This is a genomic window from Actinomadura sp. SCN-SB, from assembly GCF_043906805.1.
In the GTDB taxonomy this organism is placed as follows: Bacteria; Actinomycetota; Actinomycetes; order Streptosporangiales; family Streptosporangiaceae; genus Spirillospora.
The window spans coordinates 15,980-37,995 of record NZ_JBIMPP010000052.1 but is presented as its reverse complement, the minus strand read 5'-3'; the positions used below and the strand labels follow the sequence as shown (position 1 = coordinate 37,995).

Below are 22,016 nucleotides of genomic sequence, written 5' to 3'. Positions count from 1 at the left end.
ATCGTGTTACACGCCGCCCTGGCCCCTCGGGGCGGCGGTGGGACGGGGGCGGATGAGCAGCATCGGGGAGCTGGGCGAGTTCGGGCTGATCACACGGCTGACCGATCGGCTGCGGCAGGGCCCGGCCGTGGAGCTGGGGCCCGGCGACGACGCCGCGGTGGTCCGGGCGCCCGACGGGCACGTGGTGGCCACCACCGACCTGCTCGTCGAGGGCCGCCACTTCCGGCGCGACTGGTCCGGCCCGTACGAGATCGGCTGCAAGGCCGCCGCGCAGAACTTCGCCGACGTCGTGGCCATGGGCGCGCGGCCGACCGCCCTGCTGGTCGGCCTGGCGGCACCGGCCGACACCCCGGTCGAATGGGCCGAGCAACTGTACGCGGGGCTGGGCGAGGAATGCGCGATGGCCGGCGCGTCCGTGGCCGGCGGCGACGTCGTCGCCGCGCCGCTCATCACCCTCGCGATCACCGCGCTCGGCGACCTGGCGGGCCGGCCGCCGCTGACGCGCTCCGGCGCGCGCCCCGGCGACCTCGTCGCCGTCCGGGGACGCCTCGGCCACTCCTCGGCCGGGCTGGAACTGCTCGACGCCGGCAAGGACGAGCCCGCCGAGCTGATCGAGGCGCACCGCCGGCCCCGCCCCCCGTACACGGCGGGGGAGGAGGCCCGCGCGATGGGCGCGACCGCCCTCATGGACGTCAGCGACGGCCTCCTCCAAGACCTCGGCCACATCGCCAAGGCGAGCGGCGTCCGCATCGAGGTGGACTCGTCCGCCGTCCCGGTGCCGCGGGAGCGCGGTCCCGGCGGACTTCGCCACGCCCTCACGGGTGGGGAGGACCACGCCTTCGCCGCCACCGTCCCGCCGGGCACCGTGCCGCCCGCGTCCTGGACGGTCGTCGGGAGGGTCGCCGAAGGCGCGGGCGTGCTGGTCGACGGCGGGCCCTACCAGGGAGGCGGCTGGGACCACTTCCGCCGGTGAGCCACAGGGGACACGGGCGGCCGTCGTGTTCCCGCACAACCCTTTGGGCGTCTGGTAGGCATGCTTGATACGGGTTTGGTATACATCCTGTGATCGAAGAGGGATGGGATGGGACGACACTCCAGGCACGCGCGAACCGGGGACGAGGGCGCACCGCCCGACGCCGACCCTCCGCTTCCCGGGCCGCGCCCCTCGGGCACCCGCAGGAGACTGCCGTCGATCCCGGTGCCGCTGCTCCCGATCGTCGCGCTGGTCCTCGCCGTGGGCGTGGTGTCCTACGCGCTGAGCACCCAGCAGATCGCCCTCAACTTCGCCGGCGGCGCCCCGCGGGAACCGACCAAGGAAGGCCAGGTGTCCCAGCGCCGCCCCGGCGCCACCGAGCGCCCCGACGGGCTCGTCGTCGCGTTCAGGCTGGTCGGCAAGACCTCGGACGGCTTTCGCTTCACCACCACCATCGCCAACCGCGGGAACCGTCCCGTGCCGTCCTGGACGATGTCCTTCCGCATCCCCAACGCCACGATCGTCGCCGTGCGCGGCGCCACCGCCGTCCGCACCGGCGCGCTCGGCCTGGTGCGCAGCCCCGCCGGCGCCCCCGCCCTCCAGCCGGGCGGCAAGGTCAAGGTCACCTACCTCGCCCGCGGTGTCGCGAGGGGCCCGTCCTCCTGCAAGCTGAACGGCCTGACCTGCACACGCGTGTAGATATCGCCCTAGAGTGGGCATCGTGACCGATTTGATCGAGAACCAGGCGCCCCCGCTCGTCCTCACCATCGCCGGCTCGGACTCCGGAGGCGGCGCGGGCATCCAAGCGGACCTGAAGACGATGCTCGCCCTCGGCACCCACGGCATGAGCGTCATCGCCGCCGTCACCGCGCAGAACTCCCTCGGCGTCCAGGGCTACTGGGAACTGCCCCCCGAAGCCGTCCGAGCCCAGCTCGACTCGGTCCTGTCCGACATCGGCGCCCACGCCATCAAGACGGGAATGCTGGCCTCCACCGCCCTCGTCGAAACCGTCGCCGAAGTCCTGGCCGACGCCACCGCCCCCATCGTGGTCGACCCCGTCGGCGTCTCCAAGCACGGCGACCCCCTCCTCGCCCCCGACGCCGTCGACGCCGTACGCTCCGCGCTCCTCCCCACCGCGACCGTCGCCACCCCCAACCTGTGGGAAGTGGAACAACTCACCGGCGTGAAAGTCGTCGACGAGACCGGCCTCCGCGAAGCCGCCGAAGCCGTCAAGGCCCTCGGCCCCCGCTGGGTCCTGATCAAAGGCGGCCACCTCCCCGGCGAACCCGCCGACCTCCTCTTCGACGGCGAACACGAACACCGCTTCACCGCCCCCCGCCACAACAACCGCCACACCCACGGCACCGGCTGCACCCTGGCCTCCGCCATCGCCTCCTACCTGGCCCGAGGCGAAGACGTCCCAACCGCCGTAGCCAAAGCCAAGGACTACGTCACCGGCGCCATCGCCGCAGGCTTCCCCCTAGGAAGCGGAATCGGCCCCGTCAACCACGCGTGGCGTTAATTGCAAGCACGAGCTGCGCTCGTCTTTATGGCAAGCACGAGCTGCGCTCCTCGCCTGGCGGCTCGTCGCTTGTCGTGCTTGCGGCGATCGCTGCATCGCTTCGACTCGCCCAGGGGCTCGCTTCGCGATCAGGGTCTCGCTGGCGCTCGCCCCTGCCTTCGGTCGCGATCGCAACGCTTGGCCGCCGTTCGGTGCCGGGGTGACGGGCTGAGGCAGTTGCGATAAGTGTTTATCGCGACTACGAGCTGCGCTTCTCGCTTGGGGGCTTGGAGCTGGGTGCGGGGCGTTTATCTCGGCCGCGGGCCGCGCTGCTGACCTGGCGGATGAGAAAGTGGGCGCCCGGCGCCGCAGGCGCCGCCAATGAACATCTTGCAACGACCCCAGCCCGTCACCTCAACTCCGAACGGTCGCTCAAGCGTTGCGATCGCGTCCGAAGGCAGGTCCGAGCTTGCGAGGATCTGATCGCGAAGCGAGCCCCCTAGGGCGAGTCGAAGCGATGCAGCGATCGCACGCGGTGCCGGAGAAGGAGGGCGCCTAGCGCCCGACGCCGCAGGCACCGCCAATAAACACAGCCGCAACTGCCTCAGCCCGTCACCCCGGCCCCGAACGGCGGCCAAGCGTTGCGATCGCGTCCGAAGGCAGATTCGAGCGTTAGCGAGAATCTGATCGCGTAGCGAGCCCCTGGGCGAGTCGGAGCGATGCAGCGATCGCCGCAAGCACGACAAGCGACGAGCCGCCAGGCGAGGAGCGCAGCTCGTGCTTGCCAATAAACACTAAACGCTGGGCTTGATGACCTTGCCGGCCTTGATGCAGGACGTGCAGGCGTTGATGCGCTTGGTGCTGCCGTTCACGACGGCGCGGACGCGCTGGATGTTGGGGTTCCAGCGGCGCGGGGTGCGGCGGTGCGAGTGGGAGACGCGCATGCCGAAGCCGGGTCGCTTGCCGCAGACGTCGCAGACGGAAGCCACGGGAAACTCCAAGTGGTGTCGATGCTGTGAGCCGGAGTGGCCGTATGCCGGGCCGGGGTTGGCCGGGCCGGTCGCTGGGCCGCTCGGAAGGCGCCACGGGAGGTGGCGCACGGATCAGGGTAGCCGACGGCCGTCCATCTAAGCGAATCGGCCGGCCGATCGGTGCCGGTACAGAGGTATCTGCCGGAGTAAGTAGTACCTTCCTGTGGGAGGAGCGAGGGGGCCGAGTGTGGGCGAAGTCCTCGACGGAATCGCGGTGCGGAGGTGGAGCCGGCTCGCGGCCGAGGCGCTGGGCCGGACCCGGGGTGAGATCGACGCGCTCAACGTGTTCCCGGTCCCGGACGGTGATACGGGGACGAATCTGCATCTGACCGTTCTGGCCGCGGCCGACGCGGTCGCGGAGCTGCCCGGGGACGCGGGTGTCGAGGAGACGTGGCGGGCTCTGACGCATGGGGCGCTGGTGGGGGCCCGGGGCAACTCGGGGGTGATTCTGAGCCAGGTGTTCCGCGGCCTGGCGGAGATCGTGGGGCGTCCGGAGAACGCGGCGGACGGTGTGGCGTTCGGTGAGGCGCTGGGGTACGCGTCGGTGTTGGCGCGCAACGCGGTGGAGCGTCCGGTCGAGGGCACGATCCTGACCGTTCTGGAGGCGGCGGCGAGCGCGACGGGGGAGAACGGCGATCCGGGGCTGGCCGTGGTGGCGCGGGCGGCGGCGGATGGGGCGCGGCGGGCGTTGCGGCGTACGACGGACCAGCTTGACGTGCTGGCGCGCAGCGGTGTGGTGGACGCGGGCGCGGCCGGGTTGTGCGTGGTCTTGGACGCGCTGGCCGCCGTGATCACCGAGGAGTACCCGGAGCGGTACGAGATCCCGGCGCGGGCGCCCTCGCCGGTGCGGGACGAACGGGCCGGGCCACCGCCCACGGGTCCCGGTTACGAGGTCATGTACCTTCTGGACGCCCCGGACGAGGCCGTCCCCGATTTGCGCACCGTCCTGGACGGCCTGGGCGATTCGCTGGTCGTCGTGGGCGGGGACGGGCTGTGGAACGTCCATGTCCACGTCGATGATGCGGGCGCCGCGATCGAGGCCGGGTTGGCGGCGGGCCGTCCGTACCGCATCCGTGTCACCTATCTGCATGACGGCGATTCCCCGCATCAGGGGCGGCCCGCTCCCTGCGTGGGGCGCGCGGTGGTGGCGGTGACGGCGGCGGAGGGTCTGGCGGCGCTGTTCGAGAGCACCGGCGCCCGTGTCGTGCGGCGCGAGCCGGGCACGGTGCCGCCGCTGGCGGTGCTGGCCGAGGCGATCCTGGCGGCGGGGGACGAGGTGGCGGTGCTGCCGAACGAGCCGGAGGTGCTGGCCCTGGCGGAGGCGGCGGCGGAGCGCGCGCGTGACAGCGGGGCGCGCATCGCGGTGGTGCCGGCCATGGCGTCGGTGCAGGGGCTGGCGGCGCTGGCGGTGCACGATCCGCTGCGCCGGTTCCCCGAGGACGTGATCGCGATGACGCGGGCGGCGGGCGCGACCCGGTTCGGGCATCTGGAACTGGCCGTGGAGGAGGCGGTCACCAGTGTGGGCCTGTGCCAGCCCGGCGACGTGCTCGGCTTGATCGAGGGGGACGTGGCGATGATCGGCTCGGATCTCGCCGGGGTGGCGGCGGACGTCCTGGACCGGATGCTGTCGGGCGGCGGCGAGCTGGTCACGCTGATCCACGGGGTGGACGCGCCGGACGGCCTGGTCGGGTCATTGGAGTCCCACCTGCGCGACCGGCACCCGGACGTGGAGGTGTGCGTGTACGAGGGCGGCCAGGTGCGTTCGCCGCTCCTTATAGGAGTGGAGTAAGGGTCGGAGCCGCGCGGTAGAAAGGGGACCGTGGCGAATCTCGACGAGCCGTTGTACAAGGTGCTGGGCGACAAGACCGCCAAGGTGCTGTCCAAGGGTCTGGGCCTGGAGACGGTCGGCGACCTGCTGCACCACTACCCGCGCCGGTACGCGCACAGGGGAGAGCTGACGCCCCTGAGCGGGTTGCAGGACGGCGAGCACGTCACGGTGATGGCCGAGGTGGTGAAGGTGCAGGGGCGTCCCCTGACCCGCAGTCCCGGCTACGTCCTGGAGATCACCGTCACCGACGGCACCGGGCTGCTCAAGCTGAGCTTCTTCGGCAAGCGGGGCTCGTACCGTCCCGAGCGGGAGCTGTCGCCGGGCACGCGCGGCCTGTTCGCGGGCAAGATCACCACGTATCGGCCGCGTGGCGGGAAGCCGCAGCGGCAGCTCGCCCATCCCCAGTACAAGGTGGTCGCGGCCAGGGACGCGGAGGAGGCGGCGCAGGAGTGGGCGGACGAGATCATCCCGATCTACCCGTCCACCAAGGGCCTGGACATCGAGACGATCGGCAAGTCGGTCGGCACGGTGCTGGACAATCTGCGGCTGGACGCCGACCCGATGCCGCGGCTGACGCTGAAGCGGCACGGGTACATCGGGCTGCGCGAGGCGTACGAGGGCATCCACCGTCCCAAGTCGTGGGAGGAGCTGCGCAAGGCCCGCGCGCGCCTGAAGTGGGACGAGGCGTTCGTCCTCCAGGTGGCGCTGGCGCAGCGCCGGATGGCCGCCGCCCGGCTCCCCGCCAAGCCGCGCCCCCCTGTCGAAGGCGGTCTCCTGGACGCGTTCGACGCCCGCCTCCCGTTCGAGCTGACCCCTGGCCAGCGTGAGGTGGGCCGTGAGATCTCCGAGGACCTCTCCCTGTCCCACCCCATGCACCGCCTCCTTCAAGGCGACGTGGGGGCGGGTAAGACGGTGGTCGCGTTGCGGGCGATGTTGCAGGTCGTGGACGGCGGCGGGCAGGCGGCCCTGCTGGCGCCGACCGAGGTGCTCGCCCAGCAGCACTACCGTTCGATCACCACGATGCTGGGCGAGCTGGCGCAGGCCGGGCAGATCGGGGGAGCCGACAACGCGACAAGGGTGGCGCTGCTGACCGGCTCGCAGGGCGCGAAGGCGCGCAGGGCGGCGCTGCTGGAGGCGGCGTCCGGCGAGGCCGGGATCGTGGTGGGCACGCACGCGCTGCTGGAGGAGCACGTCCAGTTCGCCGATCTCGGGCTGGTGGTCGTGGACGAGCAGCACAGGTTCGGCGTCGAGCAGCGGGACGCGCTGCGCGAGAAGGTGCCGGGCGGGCGGCCGCACGTGCTGGTCATGACCGCCACGCCGATCCCGCGGACGGTGGCGATGACCGTCTTCGGCGACCTGGAGACGTCCGTGCTGGGCCAGCTCCCCGCCGGACGGGCGGAGATCAGGACACATGTGGTGCCGCCGGAGAAGCCCGCCTTCCTGGCCCGCGCCTGGGAGCGGATCAAGGAGGAGGCCGCCGAGGGCCGCCAGATCTACATCGTGTGCCCGCGGATCGGGGAGCGGGAGGGGGACGAGGGCGACGGGGCCGCCGCCCCCGGCCCGGCCGAGGACGGCGACCGCCGGTCACCGCTGGGCATCATGGAGCTGCTACCGCGCCTGGAGGAGCTGCTGGCGGGGCTGCGGATCGGCGTCCTGCACGGCAAGCTGCATCCCGACGAGAAGGACGCCACGATGCGCGCGTTCGCCCGCGGCGAGCTGGACGTGCTGCTGGCCACCACGGTGATCGAGGTCGGGGTGGACGTCCCGAACGCCACCGTGATGGTGATCATGGACGCGGACCGGTTCGGGGTCTCCCAACTGCACCAGCTGCGCGGCCGGGTCGGCCGCGGCACGCTCCCCGGGCTGTGCCTGCTGGTCACCGACGCCGAGCCGGGCAGCCCGGCGCGGGAGCGGCTGGACGCGGTGGCGTCCACGACCGACGGGTTCCAGCTCTCCCGGCTCGACCTGGAGCAGCGCCGCGAGGGCGACGTGCTCGGCGCGAGCCAGGCGGGCCGCGCCTCCAGCCTGCGGCTGCTGACGCTGCTGCGGGACGAGGAGGTGATCCGGGACGCGAGGGACGAGGCGACGACGCTGGTCGAGGCCGATCCCGACCTGGCCGGCCACCCTGGGCTCGCGGCCGAGCTGGCCACCCTCCTCGACGAGGAGCGCGCGGATTACCTGGAGAAGGCGTGACCTGGGAAGGCATGGCCGGGATAGGGGAGTTGGCCGGTTTGCCTGGGTGACCGGAAGGGTGCGATCTGACATCATCCGCAGTAATCGGCACGTTACGCCGTGGCGGGTCCGTACCTGACGGAGGAAAGCGATGACGTCCGTTCGCCCCCTGCTGCCCAGCGATCCGGAGAGGCTGGGGCCTTACCAGGTCAAGGGGCGGCTGGGCGAGGGCGGCCAGAGCGTGGTGTTCCTGGCCGAGGGTGAGGACGGCCGCGAGGTGGCGATCAAGCTGCTGCGCGCCTCGCTCAGCCGCAACCCCGAGTGGCGGGCGAGGTTCGAGCGGGAGATGGAGCTGATCGGCCGGGTCGCCGGGTTCTGCACCGCGCAGGTCCTGGACGCCGACGTCTCCGGCGAGCTCCCGTACGTGGTGAGCGAGTACGTGCCGGGCCCGTCCCTGACCGAGCTGGTGGGCGGGGACGCCGGGCCGCGCACCGGCACCGACCTGGACCGGCTGGCGATCGGCACGGTCACCGCGCTGGCGGCCATCCACCGCGCGGGCATCCTGCACCGCGACTTCAAGCCGGCGAACGTCCTGATGGGCCCGGACGGCCCGCGCGTGATCGACTTCGGGATCGCGCGGGTGATGGGCTCGGCCGCGGCCAAGGGCAGCGGCGTGGTGGGCACCCCCTCGTACATGGCGCCCGAGCAGGTCACCGACGGCGAGCTCGGTCCCGGCGTGGACATGTTCGCCTGGGGCTCGACGATGCTGTTCGCGGCGACCGGGCGGCACCCGTTCGGCAACGACACGATCTCCGCGGTGTTCCACCGCGTTCTGAACTACGAACCGGACATGTCGGCCCTGCCGGATTCGCTGCGCACGGTCGTGGCGGCCTGCCTGGCGAAGGACCCGGCCTACCGTCCCGGGGCGCAGGAGGCGTTGCTGGAGCTGCTGGGCAGCCAGGACACGGTGGCGGCGGAGCCGGAGGGCGCGCTGACCACGGGGGCGTCCTTCGCGGGCGGCGCCCCGGCCGGGTCGTTCGCCGGCCAGGGCGGGTTCGGCGGGCCCGCGGGCTTCGGGATCGGGCCGGGCGGGTTCGGCGCCGCGGCCGAGCCGGGGCCGCCGCCCGGTGGTCCGGGAGCGCCGCCGGTCCCCGGGCAGCCCGTCACCTTCCCGCCGCATCACACCATCCCGCCCGGCTCGGCCAAGCGCCGGCTGCGGATCGCCGTGGCGGTGGCGGCTACGCTCGTCCTGCTGGCGGGCGGCGGCGCCGCGTACGCGCTGGCGTCCGGCGGGAAAGGCGATCCCCGGCCGTCGCCCTCCGCCTCCCCGGTGGCGGACGTGGCGGTGCCGCCCGCCGGCACGGCCGAGGCGACCCGCACGGCGGGGGAGGCGATCAAAGCCGTGCTGAGCTTCGACTACCGCCGCATCGACCAGGACATCGCGGCCGCGCACGCCCGGATCACCCAGCGGTACCGCGCCGAGTACGACCGCCAGCTGGAGACCAGCAACTGGCGCACGCAGCTGCGCGACAGGCGGAGCACGATCAGCGCGGCCATCACCGACTCGGCGGTCATCGCGTCGTCGGGCGGCACGGTCACCGTGCTGTCGTTCGTGAAGCGGACGGTCACCGCCGCGGACGCGCAGCCGAACCTGCTGAACGAGCCGATGCGGGTCACCATGGTCAGACGGGGCGCGTCCTGGCTGCTGGACACCTTCTACGTGCTGCGCGCCGACTCCGTGCCGCGGCTGGCGTCGGCGGGCGACGCCTGGCCCAGGGCGAAGGGGCGGGCCCTGATCGACGCGGTGAACCGGAGCCGGCCGGTGACGTCCGGCACGCCGGTCGAGACGGCGGTGCGTCCCGGCGGGCCGGCCGACCGGCCGACCGCGCTGGTCGTGGTGGGGGAATGCGCCAAGGACCGTTGCCGGAGCGACGACAAGATCAGCATGCATCGGCTGGAACTGCGGCGGCAGGGCCAGGACGGATGGCAGGTCGCCAGGACCGAGCGCTTGTGAAGGGCGACACTGAACGGAGCCTTAACGGCTTTCGAGTGATCAGCGGGGAATGACGGAAACGGGACGCCCGTCGTCGGGCGTCCCGTTTCCCCGTGCCGTCCCGGTGGTCAGTCCGCCGGCTCCTCGGCCTTGCGCCTCCGGGTGAACGCGATGGCGGCGCCGCCGGTCACGATCGCGGTCAGGCCGATCGCCGCGAGCGAGAGGCTGTCGGTCCCGGTGAAGGGCAGGTCCTCCGTCGGCGCCGCGTCCGCCTGCGACGCCTGCGGGATCTCGGCCTGCGGGAGGTCGGGCAGCAGCGGCGACGAGGGATCGCCCGGGATCGGGGGTGTGGGCCCGGGGCCGGGGCCTCCGCCCGGCGGCTCGCCCGGTTCTCCGGGCTCTCCGGGGTCGCCCGGTGCTCCGGGGATGTCCACGCAGGTCACAGGACCGACGCACACGTTCGCGCCGGCATTGGCGCCGATCCGGCCCGGCCTGACGACCGCGCCGCCGCCTACTTCGGCGTTCGCGCCGATGCCGAGGACGTAGCCGCCCAGCGCCACGTTCCCCTCGGCCTCGGGATCGCCGATCGCGATGTCCTCGGCGGAGAGCCTGCCGTCGGCCTCCACCTTGAGACCGGCCGGTCCGAGCAGCGTGCGCAACCCGGCGTCGATGACCAGCCCGCCCTTGAGCGTCAGCTTCTTGGGGTCCACTTCGGGGGACAGGCCGATCCGCAGATGACCGGGCTTCTTGCTCTCCTTCGTCTTCCCGGCCTTGGCGGCGGGCTTGGCGGACTTCGCCGGGCCGCTGGACGTGGTGCGCGGTGTCCGGGACGTCCCTGTGCCGCCCGACGTCGCCTTCTGGACGCTCGGCGGTTTGCTGACAGAGCCGGGAGCGGACGGTGCCGGGGACCCGCCGGTGCTCGTCCGCGACTCCGGCGCCGACCCGCCGGACCCGAGGAGGGCTCCGGTCAGGCCCCCGATGGTGCCGGTGAGGGACGAGGTGAGGTCGGCCAGGGGGGAGCCCGAGCCTGAGCCACCGCGGGTGTCGGCCTGCCCGACCCCGCTCATGGCCGCCAGACCCAGAACCGTCGCGCCCGCCGTCACCGCCAGCCTTCTACCGTGGTGCACGAGGTACTCCTGGGGGGTATAGCCTCTACAACAACCTGCGTTCACCCTGACACGGCAGGTAGCCGCTAGGGAATACCGATCGCCGGATTCGCTCGCGAATTCGTGAATTGGCGCGAAGCTCCGGCGATGCCCGTGGCGCCCCGTACCGGGAGCGCGGAGGAATGGCGGCCCATGACCGAATCCCCATGAGCGAATCGGTGAAATCCCGGCATGCCGCCGTCCCCTCCACTCTCCGCCGACCCCGATACTTGAGAAATGACCAGGGTGATCGCGGGCAGTGCGGGCGGGCGGCGGCTGGCCGTGCCGCCGGGACGGGACACCCGTCCCACCAGCGACCGCGCCCGGGAGGGCCTGTTCGGCACCGTCCTGGCGCTGCTGGGCTCGCTGGACGGCCTGCGCGTCGCCGACCTGTACGCCGGATCCGGCGCGGTCGGCCTGGAGGCGCTGTCGCGGGGCGCCGCGCACGCCCTGCTGGTGGAGTCCAACCCCCGCGCCCTCAAGGTCATCCGCCGGAACGCCGCCTCGCTCGGCCTGCCCGGCGCCCGTCCCCAGGGCGGCACGGTGGAACGCCTCGTCGAGCGCGAACCCGAGGGCGGCCCGTACGACCTGATCTTCGCCGACCCGCCGTACGCGCTCGCCGACACCGCGGTGACCAGGCTGCTGGAGGCCCTCCGCGACCACGGCTGGACCGTCCCCGGAACGCTGGTCGTGGTCGAGCGCGCGGCGCGCGGCCCGGCGCTGAGCTGGCCCGAGGGGTACGCGGCCGAGCGCGACCGGCGCTACGGCGAGGCGGTGTTCTGGTACGGCAGCGCCACGTCGACCGAATCGGCTTCGGCGTGACCGCGACCCGGTGACAAGGCGCCGGAGGCCGGTTTGGTACCGTCGCGCCGCAGGGCCCCCACCTGCACGGAAGCCCAGACGCAAGGATGGAGCCGCCTCGTGCGCCGTGTCGTTTGTCCAGGCTCATTCGACCCCGTCACCAACGGCCACCTCGACATCATCAGCCGGGCGTCCCGGCTCTTCGACGAGGTGGTGGTCGCCGTTCTGATCAACAAGACCAAGAAGGGCCTGTTCAGCATCGACGAGCGGATGGAGATGCTGGAGGAGGTCACCAAGGAGTACGGCAACGTCAGGATCGACAAGTGGCACGGGCTGCTGGTCGACTTCTGCCGGCACAACGACATCCCGGTGATCGTCAAGGGCCTGCGCGCGGTCAGCGACTACGAGTACGAGCTGCAGATGGCCCAGATGAACCATCGGATGGCCGGGGTCGAGACGATGTTCATGTCGACCAACCCGCTCTACTCCTACCTGTCCTCCAGCCTGATGAAGGAGATCGTCAAGTACGGGGGCGACGTGTCCGGGCTGATCCCGGAGCTGGTGCACACCCGGCTCGCCGAGCGGCTCCAGGAACCGTAGGCCGCCGGACGGCGGGCCGCGAGCGTGAGCCGCGTGACGTACGGGCGAGGGGCGTGCGAGTTGGGTGCGGACCGTCGCGTTGGGTACCCTGGTACCTCGGCCTGGACCGACGGCCGCGAATCCCATGGCTCACGAAAGCAGGATCACTCTGTCACGCCTCGACCCGAACGCCCCTCTCGTGCTCGACACCCGGGCGCTGGGCAGGCAGCCCGGGTCGTCGCGCGAAGAGGTCCTCACCGTGCCGGCCCCGGCGGATTTGGGCGTCGAGATGGTGGGCGTGCCCGAAGGGGCCGTCATCGAGCTGCGCCTGCGGCTGGAGGCGGTGCTCGAAGGCGTGCTCGTCACGGGTACCGCGCGGGTTCCCCTCGAAGGGGAGTGCGCGCGCTGCCTTGACCCGATCGCCTCGACCTTTGAGGCGGACTTCCAGGAGCTCTTCGTCTATCCTGACACCCGCTCCGGCCGAGGCGGGGGCGGGCCCCCGCCAGGGGGCCGGCATGAGCAGGGCGCGGACGACGAGGAGCTTCACCTCGAGGGCGATCTGATCGATCTCGAGCCGGTGCTCCGGGACGCGGTGGTGCTCGCGCTGCCGCTGTCCCCGCTGTGCCGGGACGACTGTCCCGGCCTGTGCCCGGAGTGCGGCGTCCGGCTCGCGGACGCCGAGCCGGACCACGGCCACGCCGTCGCCGACCCTCGCTGGGCGGCGCTGCGGGGCCTGACCGGCGACGGCCTCGCCGCCAACGGCGGGCCGCCGCAGGCATCCCCCGGGGGGAGTGGCGCCCGCCGGGCATCCGACCGACGAGAAGGAAAGCAGGAGGGCTGACGTGGCCGTCCCCAAGCGGAAGAAGTCGCGGAGCAACACGCGGCACAGGCGCGCGCAGTGGAAGGCCACCGCGCCCAACCTGGTGCAGTGCCCGACGTGCCGCGACTACAAGCTCCCGCACATCGCGTGCGGAACGTGCGGCACCTACGACCGGCGGCAGGTCATCACCCCGTCGGCCTGAGTCCGGCCTCGCGAGGGGCGGAGCCGCGGTCGGCGCGGGCCCGCCCCTCCCGATGCGCGGGCCGCCGGGTGCCTGAGGTCACCCGGCGCATCGTTGTCTAAGGTGAAGCCTTGTAGGCGAAAGCCATTGGACCAGCCTTGTCCACCCGGCGGGTGACGCCGGCGTGGTGGCGGCGAGGTGCGGCGCCCGAGGCCGTGGTGCACGCCGGGGACATCGTTCGACCGGCGCGCACCTCGTCTTCGTGGACCTCTCCTCGGCCGTGCGGCCGCGCCGTCCCGGGCTCCGTCCGGGCCGCCCTGGGCGACTCCGGGCGCCCGGTGCGTCACACGCCGCCATCGGCGCCGCCGGCGCGGCGCCAGGCTTGCGAGGAGGGCCTGTGAGCGGTAGGAGAACCGAGCCCGCGCCGGACCGCGCGGAACTGACCCGCGCGCTCGGCGTCGAGGTGTCCGACGACCTTCTCGAGCGCGCGCTGACGCACCGTTCCTTCGCGTACGAGAACGGTGGCCTGCCCACCAACGAGCGCCTGGAGTTCCTGGGCGACTCGGTGCTGGGCCTGGTCGTCACCGACACCCTGTACCGGGGGCACCCCGACCTCCCGGAGGGGCAGCTCGCCAAACTGCGCGCCGCGGTGGTCAACATGCGCGCCCTGGCGGGCGTGGCGCGCGGCCTTGGAGTCGGCGACCACATCCGCCTGGGCCGTGGCGAGGAGGGGACGGGCGGACGCGACAAGGCGTCCATCCTCGCCGACACCCTGGAGGCGCTGATCGGCGCGGTGTACCTGGACCGCGGCCTGGACGAGGCGGCCGCGCTCGTGCACCGGCTGTTCGACGCCCTGATCACCCGGTCGGCCGGGCTGGGCGCCGGTCTCGACTGGAAGACCTCCTTGCAGGAGCTCACCGCCGTCGAGGAACTGGGCGTCCCCGAGTACCACGTCGCCGAGAGCGGCCCCGACCACCAGAAGACGTTCCGGGCCGCGGTGCGGGTCGGCGGCACGACCTACGGGTCGGGCGAGGGCCGCAGTAAGAAGGAGGCCGAGCAGCACGCGGCCGAGGCCGCCTGGAACGCCATCCGCGAGATGGCCGTCCGGCGCGAGTCCGGGGGCGCCGCCGAGCCGGGGGACTCCGGCACGTCCGGTACGGGCAACGGGGCCGATGGGGGCTCCGCGGGCAGGCGGTCCTAGCGTGCCCGAACTCCCCGAGGTCGAGGTCGTCCGCCGCGGCCTCGACCGCTGGGTCACCGGGCGCACCATCGCCTCCGCGGTGGTCCTGCATCCGAGGGCCGTGCGCCGCCACGCGGAAGGTCCCGCCGACTTCGCCGGGCGCCTGGCGGGCCGCACCATGGCGGCCCCGCGCCGCCGCGGCAAGTACCTGTGGATCCCGCTGGACTCGGGCGAGACGTTGCTGGCCCACCTGGGCATGAGCGGGCAACTGCTGGTCGGTGAGCCCGAACGTCCCCGCGAGAAGCACCTGCGCGTCCGCGTCTCCTTCGCCGACTCCGCGACGGGCGGGTTCGACCTGCGGTTCGTCGATCAGCGCACCTTCGGGCACCTGATGGTGACCGAGGAGACGGCCGGTGTCGCGGGCACGCCCGTGCCCGCGCCCATAGCGCACATCGCGGCCGACCCCCTTGAGGACGCCTTCGACGACGAGGCGTTCTACCGGGCGCTGCGCCGCCGCCGCACCGGCGTCAAACGCGCGCTCCTCGACCAGTCGCTCATCAGCGGGGTCGGCAACATCTACGCTGACGAGGCACTGTGGCGCGCCAGGCTCCATTGGGCGCGTCCGACCGAGACCCTGACACGGCCGGAGGTGCGCCGCGTGCTGGACGGGGTGCGCGAGGTCATGACCGCCGCCCTGGCCGTGGGGGGCACCTCGTTCGACAGCCTCTACGTCAACGTGAACGGGGAGAGCGGCTACTTCGACCGCTCCCTGGACGCCTACGGGCGCCGCGACGAGCCCTGCCGGCGCTGCGGGACGCCGATCCGGCGCGACGTCTTCATGAACCGGTCTTCCTACAGCTGTCCCCAGTGCCAGCCCCGCCCGCGCCGGGCACGATACTGAGCGTGGACGATGTGATGGGTGGTGCCGCTGAGGGGCAGGAGACGGTGCGGCTGACCGCGTGGGCGCGCGGTCGCGTGCAGGGCGTGGGCTTCCGGTGGTGGGTCCGGTCACGGGCGCTGGAGCTCGGCCTGAACGGCAGCGCCACCAATCTTGAGGACGGCCGCGTGGAGATCATCGCCGAGGGACCGCGGGCGTCGTGCGAGCGGTTGCTGGACCTTCTGCGGGGCGGCGACGCCCCCGGGCGGGTGGACGGAGTCGCGGAGCGGTGGAGCGAGCCGCGCGGCGAGGATCCCGGTTTCTTCGAACGCTGATCGGGTATGGGCTAGTGGTTTGTACCTGCTAAACTAGTGACGACAGGTTGTTACCGGCCTGTGATGTGCGTCTTGACCAGGACTCCGGCCGGTGCGACTCTAGACGATACGCGCACCGGTTCGAGTTGCTTCTCGTGCGCGATCCCTGCTGGTTACTCAGCGTGGAGGACCCTTAGTCATGGCGAAGGCTCTACTCGGCCACGTCGGCGGTCCCGACCCCCGGATGGTCGCGGAGATGCGGCGCCTTCAGCAGCGCGTACGTGATCTGGAAGCCGAGCTCGTACGGCTTCAGGCGGAGAACGACGCACTCGCTACGGCGGCGGACGACGACGTATTGTCGCTCGGTGTGAAGGACCGCGAACCGGCGCTGACCTGATCAGCGCCCGCTCGAGGTGAACATACAGGGACGCCGTCCATAGGCGTCCCTCATGTTTTCACCCACCCCCGTGATCGGCCGGCCCTACCCAGAGTGATCGGCTCGGCTTGATCGTCTCGTCGATCGGCGCACGAGTTCCGTCGAATCCAGAACCGGTCGCTCCGCCGATCCCGCGGACCGGCGTACCGTCCCATAGAGACCTTCTCCACGCTCCTCCGGCGGGCACCGCCTCCCGGCGTCTCCGATACTTCGGATCGTTCCATGGGCGACGGCGGTGTCCCTTTTTATGTGTTTCGGCGGCTTTTACCGGCTTTTCTTTCGGCGTTGATCGCCATGCGTTCCTTCGGGCCGTTCGAACACGACGCACGGGCGAAGAGGGCGAGCAGGGCCGGAGAGCGCCGGACGGCTCCGGCCGGGGCGCCGGGCGAGCGGCGCAACGCGCGGCGGCGGCGCACCCGCGACGGCGGTTGGCGACATCCATCCGGGCAGATCGTGGCACATTGGAGGGGAACCGCCACGCGGTTGACGGGCCGGAAGCGTCCCGGCCGGTATCGTCGAACGGGCCCCGGAGGAACGTCACGGGCCGGGGCAGGGGGCGGAGCCTCGCGGGGGCGCGGGGCGGAGCTCCCGCGCGGGGCGTCCATGCCCCCGTAGCGAGGAACGAGCGAAGGGGCGGGCCCGCCCCGCCCTGGGGGTCTGGGGGTCGGACCTCCAGAAGAAAGGGAGCGCGTGTACCTGAAGAGCCTGACGCTGCGCGGCTTCAAGTCCTTCGCGTCCTCCACCACCCTCAAGTTCGAGCCGGGGATCACCTGCGTGGTCGGGCCCAACGGCTCGGGAAAGTCCAACGTCGTCGACGCGCTCGCCTGGGTGATGGGCGAGCAGGGGGCGAAGTCCCTGCGCGGCGGCAAGATGGAGGACGTGATCTTCGCGGGGACGGCCAGCCGGCCGCCGCTGGGCCGCGCCGAGGTCGTGCTCACCATCGACAACACCGACGGCGCGCTGCCGATCGAGTACACCGAGGTGACCATCAGCCGGCTGATGTTCCGGTCCGGGCAGAGCGAGTACGCGATCAACGGGGACCACTGCCGGCTGCTGGACATCCAGGAGCTGCTGTCGGACTCGGGCATCGGCCGCGAGATGCACGTGATCATCGGGCAGGGCCAGCTTGACCGGGTGCTGCACGCCGGTCCCGAGGGCCGCCGCGCCGTGATCGAGGAGGCGGCGGGCGTCCTGAAGCACCGCAAGCGCAAGGAGAAGGCGCTGCGCAAGCTGGACGCGATGCAGGCCAACCTGACCCGCGTCCAGGACCTCACCGGAGAGCTGCGCCGCCAGCTCAAGCCGCTGGGCCGGCAGGCCGAGATCGCGCGGCGCGCCGCGGTGATCCAGGCGGACCTGCGGGACGCGCGGCTGCGGCTGCTGGCCGACGACCTGGTCACCCTGCGCACCAAGCTGGACCAGGAGGCGGCGGACGAGGCCGCGGTGCGGGAGCGCAGGGCCGAGACCGAGCGCGCGCTGGCGGAGGCGCAGGAGCGCGAGGCCGCGCTGGAGGCCGAAGAGGTCGCGCAGGCGCCCATGCTGGCCCAGGTGCAGGACACCTGGTTCAAGCTGTCGGCGCTGAAGGAACGGCTGCGGGGCGTGGCCGACCTCGCGGCCGAGCGGCACCGCAACGCCGCCGAGGCCCGCGACGAGGAACGCCGTGGCCGCGACCCCGAGGACATGGAACGTGAGGCCGCCGAGGTGCGCGAGCAGGAGGAGATGCTCCGCGCCGCGCTTGAGGAGGCCCAGGACGGGCTCGCGGCGGCCGTGGAGAGGCGCTCGGAGGCGGAGGAGTCCCTGGCGGCGGAGGAGCGGCGCCTCCAGGCCGCGGCCCGCGCCGCCGCCGACCGCCGTGAGGAACTGGCGCGGCTGCGCGGCCGGGTCGAGGCGCTGCGCAGCAAGGTCCAGGCGGGACGATCGGAGATCGGACGGCTGGAGGAGGCGCGCGCGGAGGCCGAGCAGCGCGTCCACACGGCGCGTGCCGAGTACGAGGCGTTCGAGTCCGAGGTCGTGGACGACCCCGAGCTGCTGGCCGAGCATGAGATGGCCCAGGAGTCTTTGGAGACGGCCAAGGAGGCACTGGAAGCGGCCAAGGCGGCCGTGGACGGGCCCAAGCGCGCGCTCAAGGACGCCCGCTCGGCCGTGAACGCTGCGCGTTCGGCCGACCAGGCGGCACAGAAGCAGGTCGCGGCGCTCCAGGCCCGCATCGAGGCCCTCAACCTGACCCTGGCCAGTGCTGCCGAGGGCGGGGAGGCGGTGCTGGCGGCGGGCGCGGACGGGACGTTGGAAGGCGTCCTGGGCACGGTCGCGTCGCTGCTGACCGTACGGCCGGGGTACGAGACGGCGATCGCCGCCGCACTGGCGGGTGCGGCCGAGGCCATCGCGGTGGGTTCCCTGGACGTCGCAGAGGCGGCATTGGCGCTGCTGCGCACACGCGACGCGGGCCGGGCCGGGCTCCTGATCGGCGGCACTCCCTCCGCTGCCGGCCCGGAACCCCGGAGGATCCCCGGGGTCGACTATGCGATCGACGCGGTGACCGTACCGGACACCCTGCGTCCCGCCATGGCCGACCTGCTGCGCGACGTGGCGGTGGTGGACGACGTGCCCGCGGCCGTGGCCCTGGTACGGCGCGAGCCGGGGCTGAGGGCCGTCACGAGGGACGGAGACCTGGTCGGCCCCCACTGGGCCCAGGGAGGCGCCGCCGGAGGCGCACAGAGCCTCCTGCAAATGCGAGGCACCCTCGACCAGGCCACCGAAGACCTCGCCGCGGCCGAGGCGGAGGCGGAGCGCTCCGCCGCGGCCCTCGCCGAGGCCACCGCGGCCGAGCAGCACGGCCAGGCCGCCGTTGACGCGGCCCAGGCCGCCGTGAACCAGGCCCAGGGCGGGGTCAACCAAGCCCAGGCCGACCTCGACCGCGTACGCGGCAGGCTGCGTGAACACGAGGCCCAGGCCGCCCGGGAAGCGCAACGGGCGGCGCGGCTGGAGGCCGACGTGCGGGCGGCACGCGGTGAGGTGGAGCGCCTCACCAAGGCCCTGGACGCCGCCAACGAGTCCCTGGAACGGGACGCCCAGGCCGCCGAGGAACTCGCCGAGCGCCTCGCCGAATCGGAGGAGGCGGCCGAGGTCGCCGACGATGCCGGGCACGACACCCAGGCGCGGGACGAACTGAGCGCCCGCTGCCAGGAACTGCGCGCCGCCGAGATGGAGGCGCGCCTGGCCGTCCGTACCGCCGAAGAACGCGTCCAGGCCATCGCGGGCCGCGCCGACGCGCTCGAACGCGGAGCACGCCGCGAACGCGAGGAACGCGCGAGGGCCGCCCGGCGCCGCGCCCGCCGCGAAGAACAGGCCAGGACCGCCGAAGCCGTCCACAAGGGCGCTCAGGCCGCGCTAGGGCACATCGAGACGTCCCTGGAGACCGCCGTGACGCGGCGGGAGGCCGCCGAGCGCGCACGGGCCGAACGGGAATCCGAGCTGAAGGTCATCCGGACGCAGGTACGCGAACTCTCCAGCACCCTGGAACGCCTCGTGAACGTCGTCCACGGCAGCGAAGTGGCCCGCGCCGAACAGCGCCTGCGCCTGGAACAGTTCGAGCAGCGCGCGCTTGAGGAGTTCGGCCTCGAAGTGGACGCCCTCGTCGCCGAGTACGGCCCCGACCAGCCCATCCCGCCCGGCCCGGAAGCCGCGGAGGACGCACAGCCCATCCCCTACGACCGCGCGGAACAGGAGAAACGCGCCAAGGTCGCCGAGCGGCAGCTCAACCAGCTCGGCAAGGTCAACCCCCTGGCCCTGGAAGAGTTCGCGGCCCTGGAGGAACGGCACGCCTTCCTCACCTCGCAGCTCGAAGACCTCAAGAAGACCCGCCGCGACCTGCTCAACATCGTCAAGGACGTGGACGACCGGGTACAGCAGGTCTTCGCCTCCGCCTACGAGGACACCGCCCGCGAATTCGAGCGGATCTTCGCCCGGCTGTTCCCCGGCGGCGAAGGCAGCCTGTCCCTCACCGAACCCGACGACATGCTCACCACCGGCGTCGAGGTCTCCGCCCGCCCACCAGGAAAAAAGGTCAAACGACTGTCCCTGCTCTCCGGCGGCGAACGCTCCCTGGTGGCCATCGCCTTCCTCGTCGCCGTGTTCAAGGCACGACCCTCGCCCTTCTACGTCCTCGACGAGGTCGAGGCCGCCCTGGACGACACCAACACCCAGCGCCTCCTCCGCGTCTTCGAGGAACTACGCGAGTCCTCCCAGCTCATCGTCATCACCCACCAGAAGCGCACCATGGAAGGCGCCGACGCCCTCTACGGAGTCAGCATGCGCGGCGACGGCGTCACCCAGGTCGTCAGCCAACGGCTGGGGTAGTGCTTATTTGCAAGCACGAGCTGCGCTCCTCGCCTGGCGGCTCGTCGCTTGTCGTGCTTGCGTGCGATCGCTGCATCGCTCCGACTCGCCCAGGGGCTCGCTGCGCGATCAGGTCCTCGCAGGCTCGGACCTGCCTTCGGTCGCGATCGCAGCGCTTGGGCGACCGTTCGTGGCTGGGGTTGGGGGCTGGGGTGAGTGCGAGAGGTGATTATTTGCAGGTGCGAGCTGCGCTCCTCGCCTTGACGGCTCGTCGCTTGTCGCATCTGCGTGCGATCGCTGCATCGCTCCGACTCGCCCAGGGGCTCGCTTCGCGATCAGGTCCTCGCAGGCTCGGACCTGCCTTCGGTCGCGATCGCAGCGCTTGGGCGACCGTTCGGGGTTGGGGGTGGTGGCTGAGGTAGTTGCGGAGTGTTTATCGCGGGGCGAGCTGCGCTCGCCCTTGCGGGCGGGGTCGTGTCGTTTGGGGTCGATGGTCGGGTTGCGTGCCTGACGATTGCCTGGGACCCGGCGGGTGGGGCCGGGCTGGTTCGGTTGTGGGGGTTGGGTGAGCGTTCGGGGTGTGGGTGGGGAGGTCGTTCGGTGCATCGGGGGGTGTCTGAAAGACTGGGTGGGCTATGGACTATGTGATCCTCTTCTCCGTGCTCGGCGTGGTGGCGGTCGTCGCGCTGATCATTGGGGCCGTCGCGTTTCTGCGGCCGGGGCGTGGCGCGGTGCGGCCGCCCGCCGAGCGTCCCTCCGAGCGGCCGCCGGCCGCAGGCACCACCACCGTTGAGGAGGGGGAGGCGGCGGCGCCTCCGGCGGAACGGGCGCCGCCCGTCGAGGCGGTGCCCCGGGTCGAGATCGAGGTTCCGCCGCCGTCCGCGGGGCGGCTGGTGCGGCTGCGGGCGCGGCTGGCGCGTTCGCAGAACACCTTCGGCCGGACGCTGCTGGGGTTGCTGTCGCGCGAGACGCTGGACGACGAGGCGTGGGAGGAGATCGAGGACACCCTGATCGGCGCCGACATCGGCGTCACGGTGGCCCGGCAGATCACCGAGGACCTGCGTACCCGCGTCCAGGTGCTGGGGACCCGCAGCCCCGAGGAGGTGCGGGGCCTGCTGAAGGAGGAGCTGATCAAGCAGATCGGCGCCGACCTGGACCGGTCGCTGCGCACCGAGTCGCACGGCAACCGTCCCGCGGTGCTGATGGTGGTGGGCGTGAACGGCACCGGCAAGACCACCACCTGCGGCAAGCTCGGGCGCGTGCTGGTCGGGGACGGGCGCAGCGTGGTGCTGGGCGCCGCCGACACCTTCCGGGCCGCCGCGGCGGACCAGTTGGAGACGTGGGGCGCGCGGGTGGGCGCGCGGGTGGTCCGCAAGGAGGAGGGCGCCGACCCCGCCAGCGTCGCGTTCGACGCCGTGAAGCAGGGCATCGACGCCCGGGCCGACACCGTGATCGTCGACACCGCCGGCCGGCTGCACACCAAGGTCGGCCTGATGGACGAGCTCGGCAAGGTCAAGCGGGTGATCGAGAAGCAGGCCACGGTCGACGAGGTGCTGCTGGTGCTGGACGCCACCACCGGGCAGAACGGCCTCCAGCAGGCCCGGGTGTTCGCCGAGGTAGTCAACGTGACCGGGATCGTGCTGACCAAACTGGACGGCACCGCCAAGGGCGGCATCGTCGTCCAGGTGCAGCGCGAGCTGGGGGTGCCGGTGAAGCTGGTCGGGCTGGGCGAGGGCCCGGACGACCTGGCCCCGTTCGAGCCGGAGGCGTTCGTCGACGCGGTGCTGGGCGACTGAAAGCGCGGCGGACGCCGCCCCCCGGCGGCGTTCCGTGGGGCTGTGAGGATTCTGAAA

Annotated in this window: 18 protein-coding genes; 16 read left to right on the top strand and 2 right to left on the bottom strand. The window is 72.4% G+C overall.

What is annotated here, in order from left to right; genetic code table 11:
- Positions 1 to 52 precede the first annotated feature (52 nt).
- The 3 genes from ACGWYJ_RS27870 (at position 53) to thiD (ending at position 2,495) form a co-directional block, all read left to right on the top strand.
- Positions 53 to 973 (top strand): thiamine-phosphate kinase, encoded by a 921-nt coding sequence (locus tag ACGWYJ_RS27870; protein ID WP_395109334.1) that lies wholly within the window; start codon positions 53 to 55, stop codon positions 971 to 973.
- 108 nt (positions 974 to 1,081) lie between these two features.
- Positions 1,082 to 1,672, top strand: a complete 591-nt coding sequence (locus ACGWYJ_RS27865; RefSeq protein WP_395109333.1) for a cellulose binding domain-containing protein — start codon at positions 1,082 to 1,084, stop codon at positions 1,670 to 1,672.
- 22 nt (positions 1,673 to 1,694) lie between these two features.
- On the top strand, positions 1,695 to 2,495 hold the full coding sequence (gene thiD, locus ACGWYJ_RS27860) for a bifunctional hydroxymethylpyrimidine kinase/phosphomethylpyrimidine kinase (RefSeq protein WP_395109331.1): 801 nt from the start codon (positions 1,695 to 1,697) through the stop codon (positions 2,493 to 2,495).
- 773 nt (positions 2,496 to 3,268) lie between these two features.
- Here the strand turns inward: thiD and rpmB are convergent.
- Positions 3,269 to 3,463: a 50S ribosomal protein L28 gene (rpmB, locus tag ACGWYJ_RS27855; RefSeq protein ID WP_395109330.1), complete on the bottom strand. Its 195-nt coding sequence runs from the start codon at positions 3,461 to 3,463 to the stop codon at positions 3,269 to 3,271.
- A gap of 256 nt (positions 3,464 to 3,719) precedes the next feature.
- Here rpmB and ACGWYJ_RS27850 point away from each other — a divergent pair, with 256 nt between their 5' ends.
- From ACGWYJ_RS27850 to ACGWYJ_RS27840, 3 genes are all read left to right on the top strand, one after another.
- Positions 3,720 to 5,294, top strand: a complete 1,575-nt coding sequence (locus ACGWYJ_RS27850; RefSeq protein ID WP_395109329.1) for a DAK2 domain-containing protein — start codon at positions 3,720 to 3,722, stop codon at positions 5,292 to 5,294.
- Between the two features lie 30 nt (positions 5,295 to 5,324).
- Entirely contained in the window at positions 5,325 to 7,526 is a 2,202-nt protein-coding gene (recG, locus tag ACGWYJ_RS27845; RefSeq protein ID WP_395109328.1) for an ATP-dependent DNA helicase RecG, read from the top strand.
- A 130-nt stretch (positions 7,527 to 7,656) separates the two neighbouring features.
- Entirely contained in the window at positions 7,657 to 9,519 is a 1,863-nt protein-coding gene (locus ACGWYJ_RS27840; RefSeq protein ID WP_395109326.1) for a protein kinase, read from the top strand.
- Between the two features lie 107 nt (positions 9,520 to 9,626).
- On the opposite strand, the gene ACGWYJ_RS27835 is transcribed toward ACGWYJ_RS27840, so the two are convergent.
- A complete protein-coding gene (locus ACGWYJ_RS27835) occupies positions 9,627 to 10,625 on the bottom strand; it encodes an LPXTG cell wall anchor domain-containing protein (protein WP_395109325.1) in 999 nt (332 codons plus the stop codon).
- A 255-nt stretch (positions 10,626 to 10,880) separates the two neighbouring features.
- Between ACGWYJ_RS27835 and rsmD the strand changes: the two genes are divergently transcribed.
- From rsmD to ftsY, 10 genes are all read left to right on the top strand, one after another.
- On the top strand, positions 10,881 to 11,465 hold the full coding sequence (gene rsmD / locus ACGWYJ_RS27830; RefSeq protein ID WP_395109323.1) for a 16S rRNA (guanine(966)-N(2))-methyltransferase RsmD: 585 nt from the start codon (positions 10,881 to 10,883) through the stop codon (positions 11,463 to 11,465).
- A 99-nt stretch (positions 11,466 to 11,564) separates the two neighbouring features.
- Positions 11,565 to 12,044 (top strand): pantetheine-phosphate adenylyltransferase, encoded by a 480-nt coding sequence (gene coaD, locus ACGWYJ_RS27825; RefSeq protein ID WP_395109322.1) that lies wholly within the window; start codon positions 11,565 to 11,567, stop codon positions 12,042 to 12,044.
- A gap of 124 nt (positions 12,045 to 12,168) precedes the next feature.
- Positions 12,169 to 12,864, top strand: a complete 696-nt coding sequence (locus ACGWYJ_RS27820) for a YceD family protein (RefSeq protein WP_395109321.1) — start codon at positions 12,169 to 12,171, stop codon at positions 12,862 to 12,864.
- 1 nt (position 12,865) lies between these two features.
- On the top strand, positions 12,866 to 13,045 hold the full coding sequence (gene rpmF / locus ACGWYJ_RS27815; protein ID WP_285698798.1) for a 50S ribosomal protein L32: 180 nt from the start codon (positions 12,866 to 12,868) through the stop codon (positions 13,043 to 13,045).
- A 376-nt stretch (positions 13,046 to 13,421) separates the two neighbouring features.
- Positions 13,422 to 14,225, top strand: coding sequence for a ribonuclease III (gene rnc, locus ACGWYJ_RS27810; RefSeq protein WP_395109320.1), 804 nt, complete (start codon positions 13,422 to 13,424; stop codon positions 14,223 to 14,225).
- Between the two features lies 1 nt (position 14,226).
- On the top strand, positions 14,227 to 15,105 hold the full coding sequence (gene mutM / locus ACGWYJ_RS27805) for a bifunctional DNA-formamidopyrimidine glycosylase/DNA-(apurinic or apyrimidinic site) lyase (protein ID WP_395109319.1): 879 nt from the start codon (positions 14,227 to 14,229) through the stop codon (positions 15,103 to 15,105).
- A 14-nt stretch (positions 15,106 to 15,119) separates the two neighbouring features.
- On the top strand, positions 15,120 to 15,416 hold the full coding sequence (locus ACGWYJ_RS27800) for an acylphosphatase (protein ID WP_395109364.1): 297 nt from the start codon (positions 15,120 to 15,122) through the stop codon (positions 15,414 to 15,416).
- Positions 15,417 to 15,594: 178 nt separating this feature from the next.
- Positions 15,595 to 15,792, top strand: coding sequence for a hypothetical protein (locus tag ACGWYJ_RS27795; RefSeq protein WP_285698794.1), 198 nt, complete (start codon positions 15,595 to 15,597; stop codon positions 15,790 to 15,792).
- Between the two features lie 729 nt (positions 15,793 to 16,521).
- Positions 16,522 to 20,184: a chromosome segregation protein SMC gene (smc, locus tag ACGWYJ_RS27790; RefSeq protein WP_395109318.1), complete on the top strand. Its 3,663-nt coding sequence runs from the start codon at positions 16,522 to 16,524 to the stop codon at positions 20,182 to 20,184.
- Between the two features lie 614 nt (positions 20,185 to 20,798).
- Positions 20,799 to 21,959, top strand: coding sequence for a signal recognition particle-docking protein FtsY (gene ftsY / locus ACGWYJ_RS27785; protein WP_395109317.1), 1,161 nt, complete (start codon positions 20,799 to 20,801; stop codon positions 21,957 to 21,959).
- The last annotated feature ends 57 nt before the right edge of the window (positions 21,960 to 22,016 follow it).

Bases quoted from the DNA above. Each gene is read 5' to 3' on its own strand.
- ACGWYJ_RS27870 (WP_395109334.1), top strand. From the start codon at position 53: ATGAGCAGCATCGGGGAGCTGGGCGAGTTCGGGCTGATCACACGGCTG.
- ACGWYJ_RS27865 (WP_395109333.1), top strand. From the start codon at position 1,082: ATGGGACGACACTCCAGGCACGCGCGAACCGGGGACGAGGGCGCACCG.
- ACGWYJ_RS27840 (WP_395109326.1), top strand. From the start codon at position 7,657: ATGACGTCCGTTCGCCCCCTGCTGCCCAGCGATCCGGAGAGGCTGGGG.
- rsmD (WP_395109323.1), top strand. From the start codon at position 10,881: ATGACCAGGGTGATCGCGGGCAGTGCGGGCGGGCGGCGGCTGGCCGTG.
- ACGWYJ_RS27820 (WP_395109321.1), top strand. From the start codon at position 12,169: ATGGCTCACGAAAGCAGGATCACTCTGTCACGCCTCGACCCGAACGCC.
- ACGWYJ_RS27800 (WP_395109364.1), top strand. From the start codon at position 15,120: ATGGGTGGTGCCGCTGAGGGGCAGGAGACGGTGCGGCTGACCGCGTGG.
- ACGWYJ_RS27795 (WP_285698794.1), top strand. From the start codon at position 15,595: ATGGCGAAGGCTCTACTCGGCCACGTCGGCGGTCCCGACCCCCGGATG.
- ftsY (WP_395109317.1), top strand. From the start codon at position 20,799: ATGGACTATGTGATCCTCTTCTCCGTGCTCGGCGTGGTGGCGGTCGTC.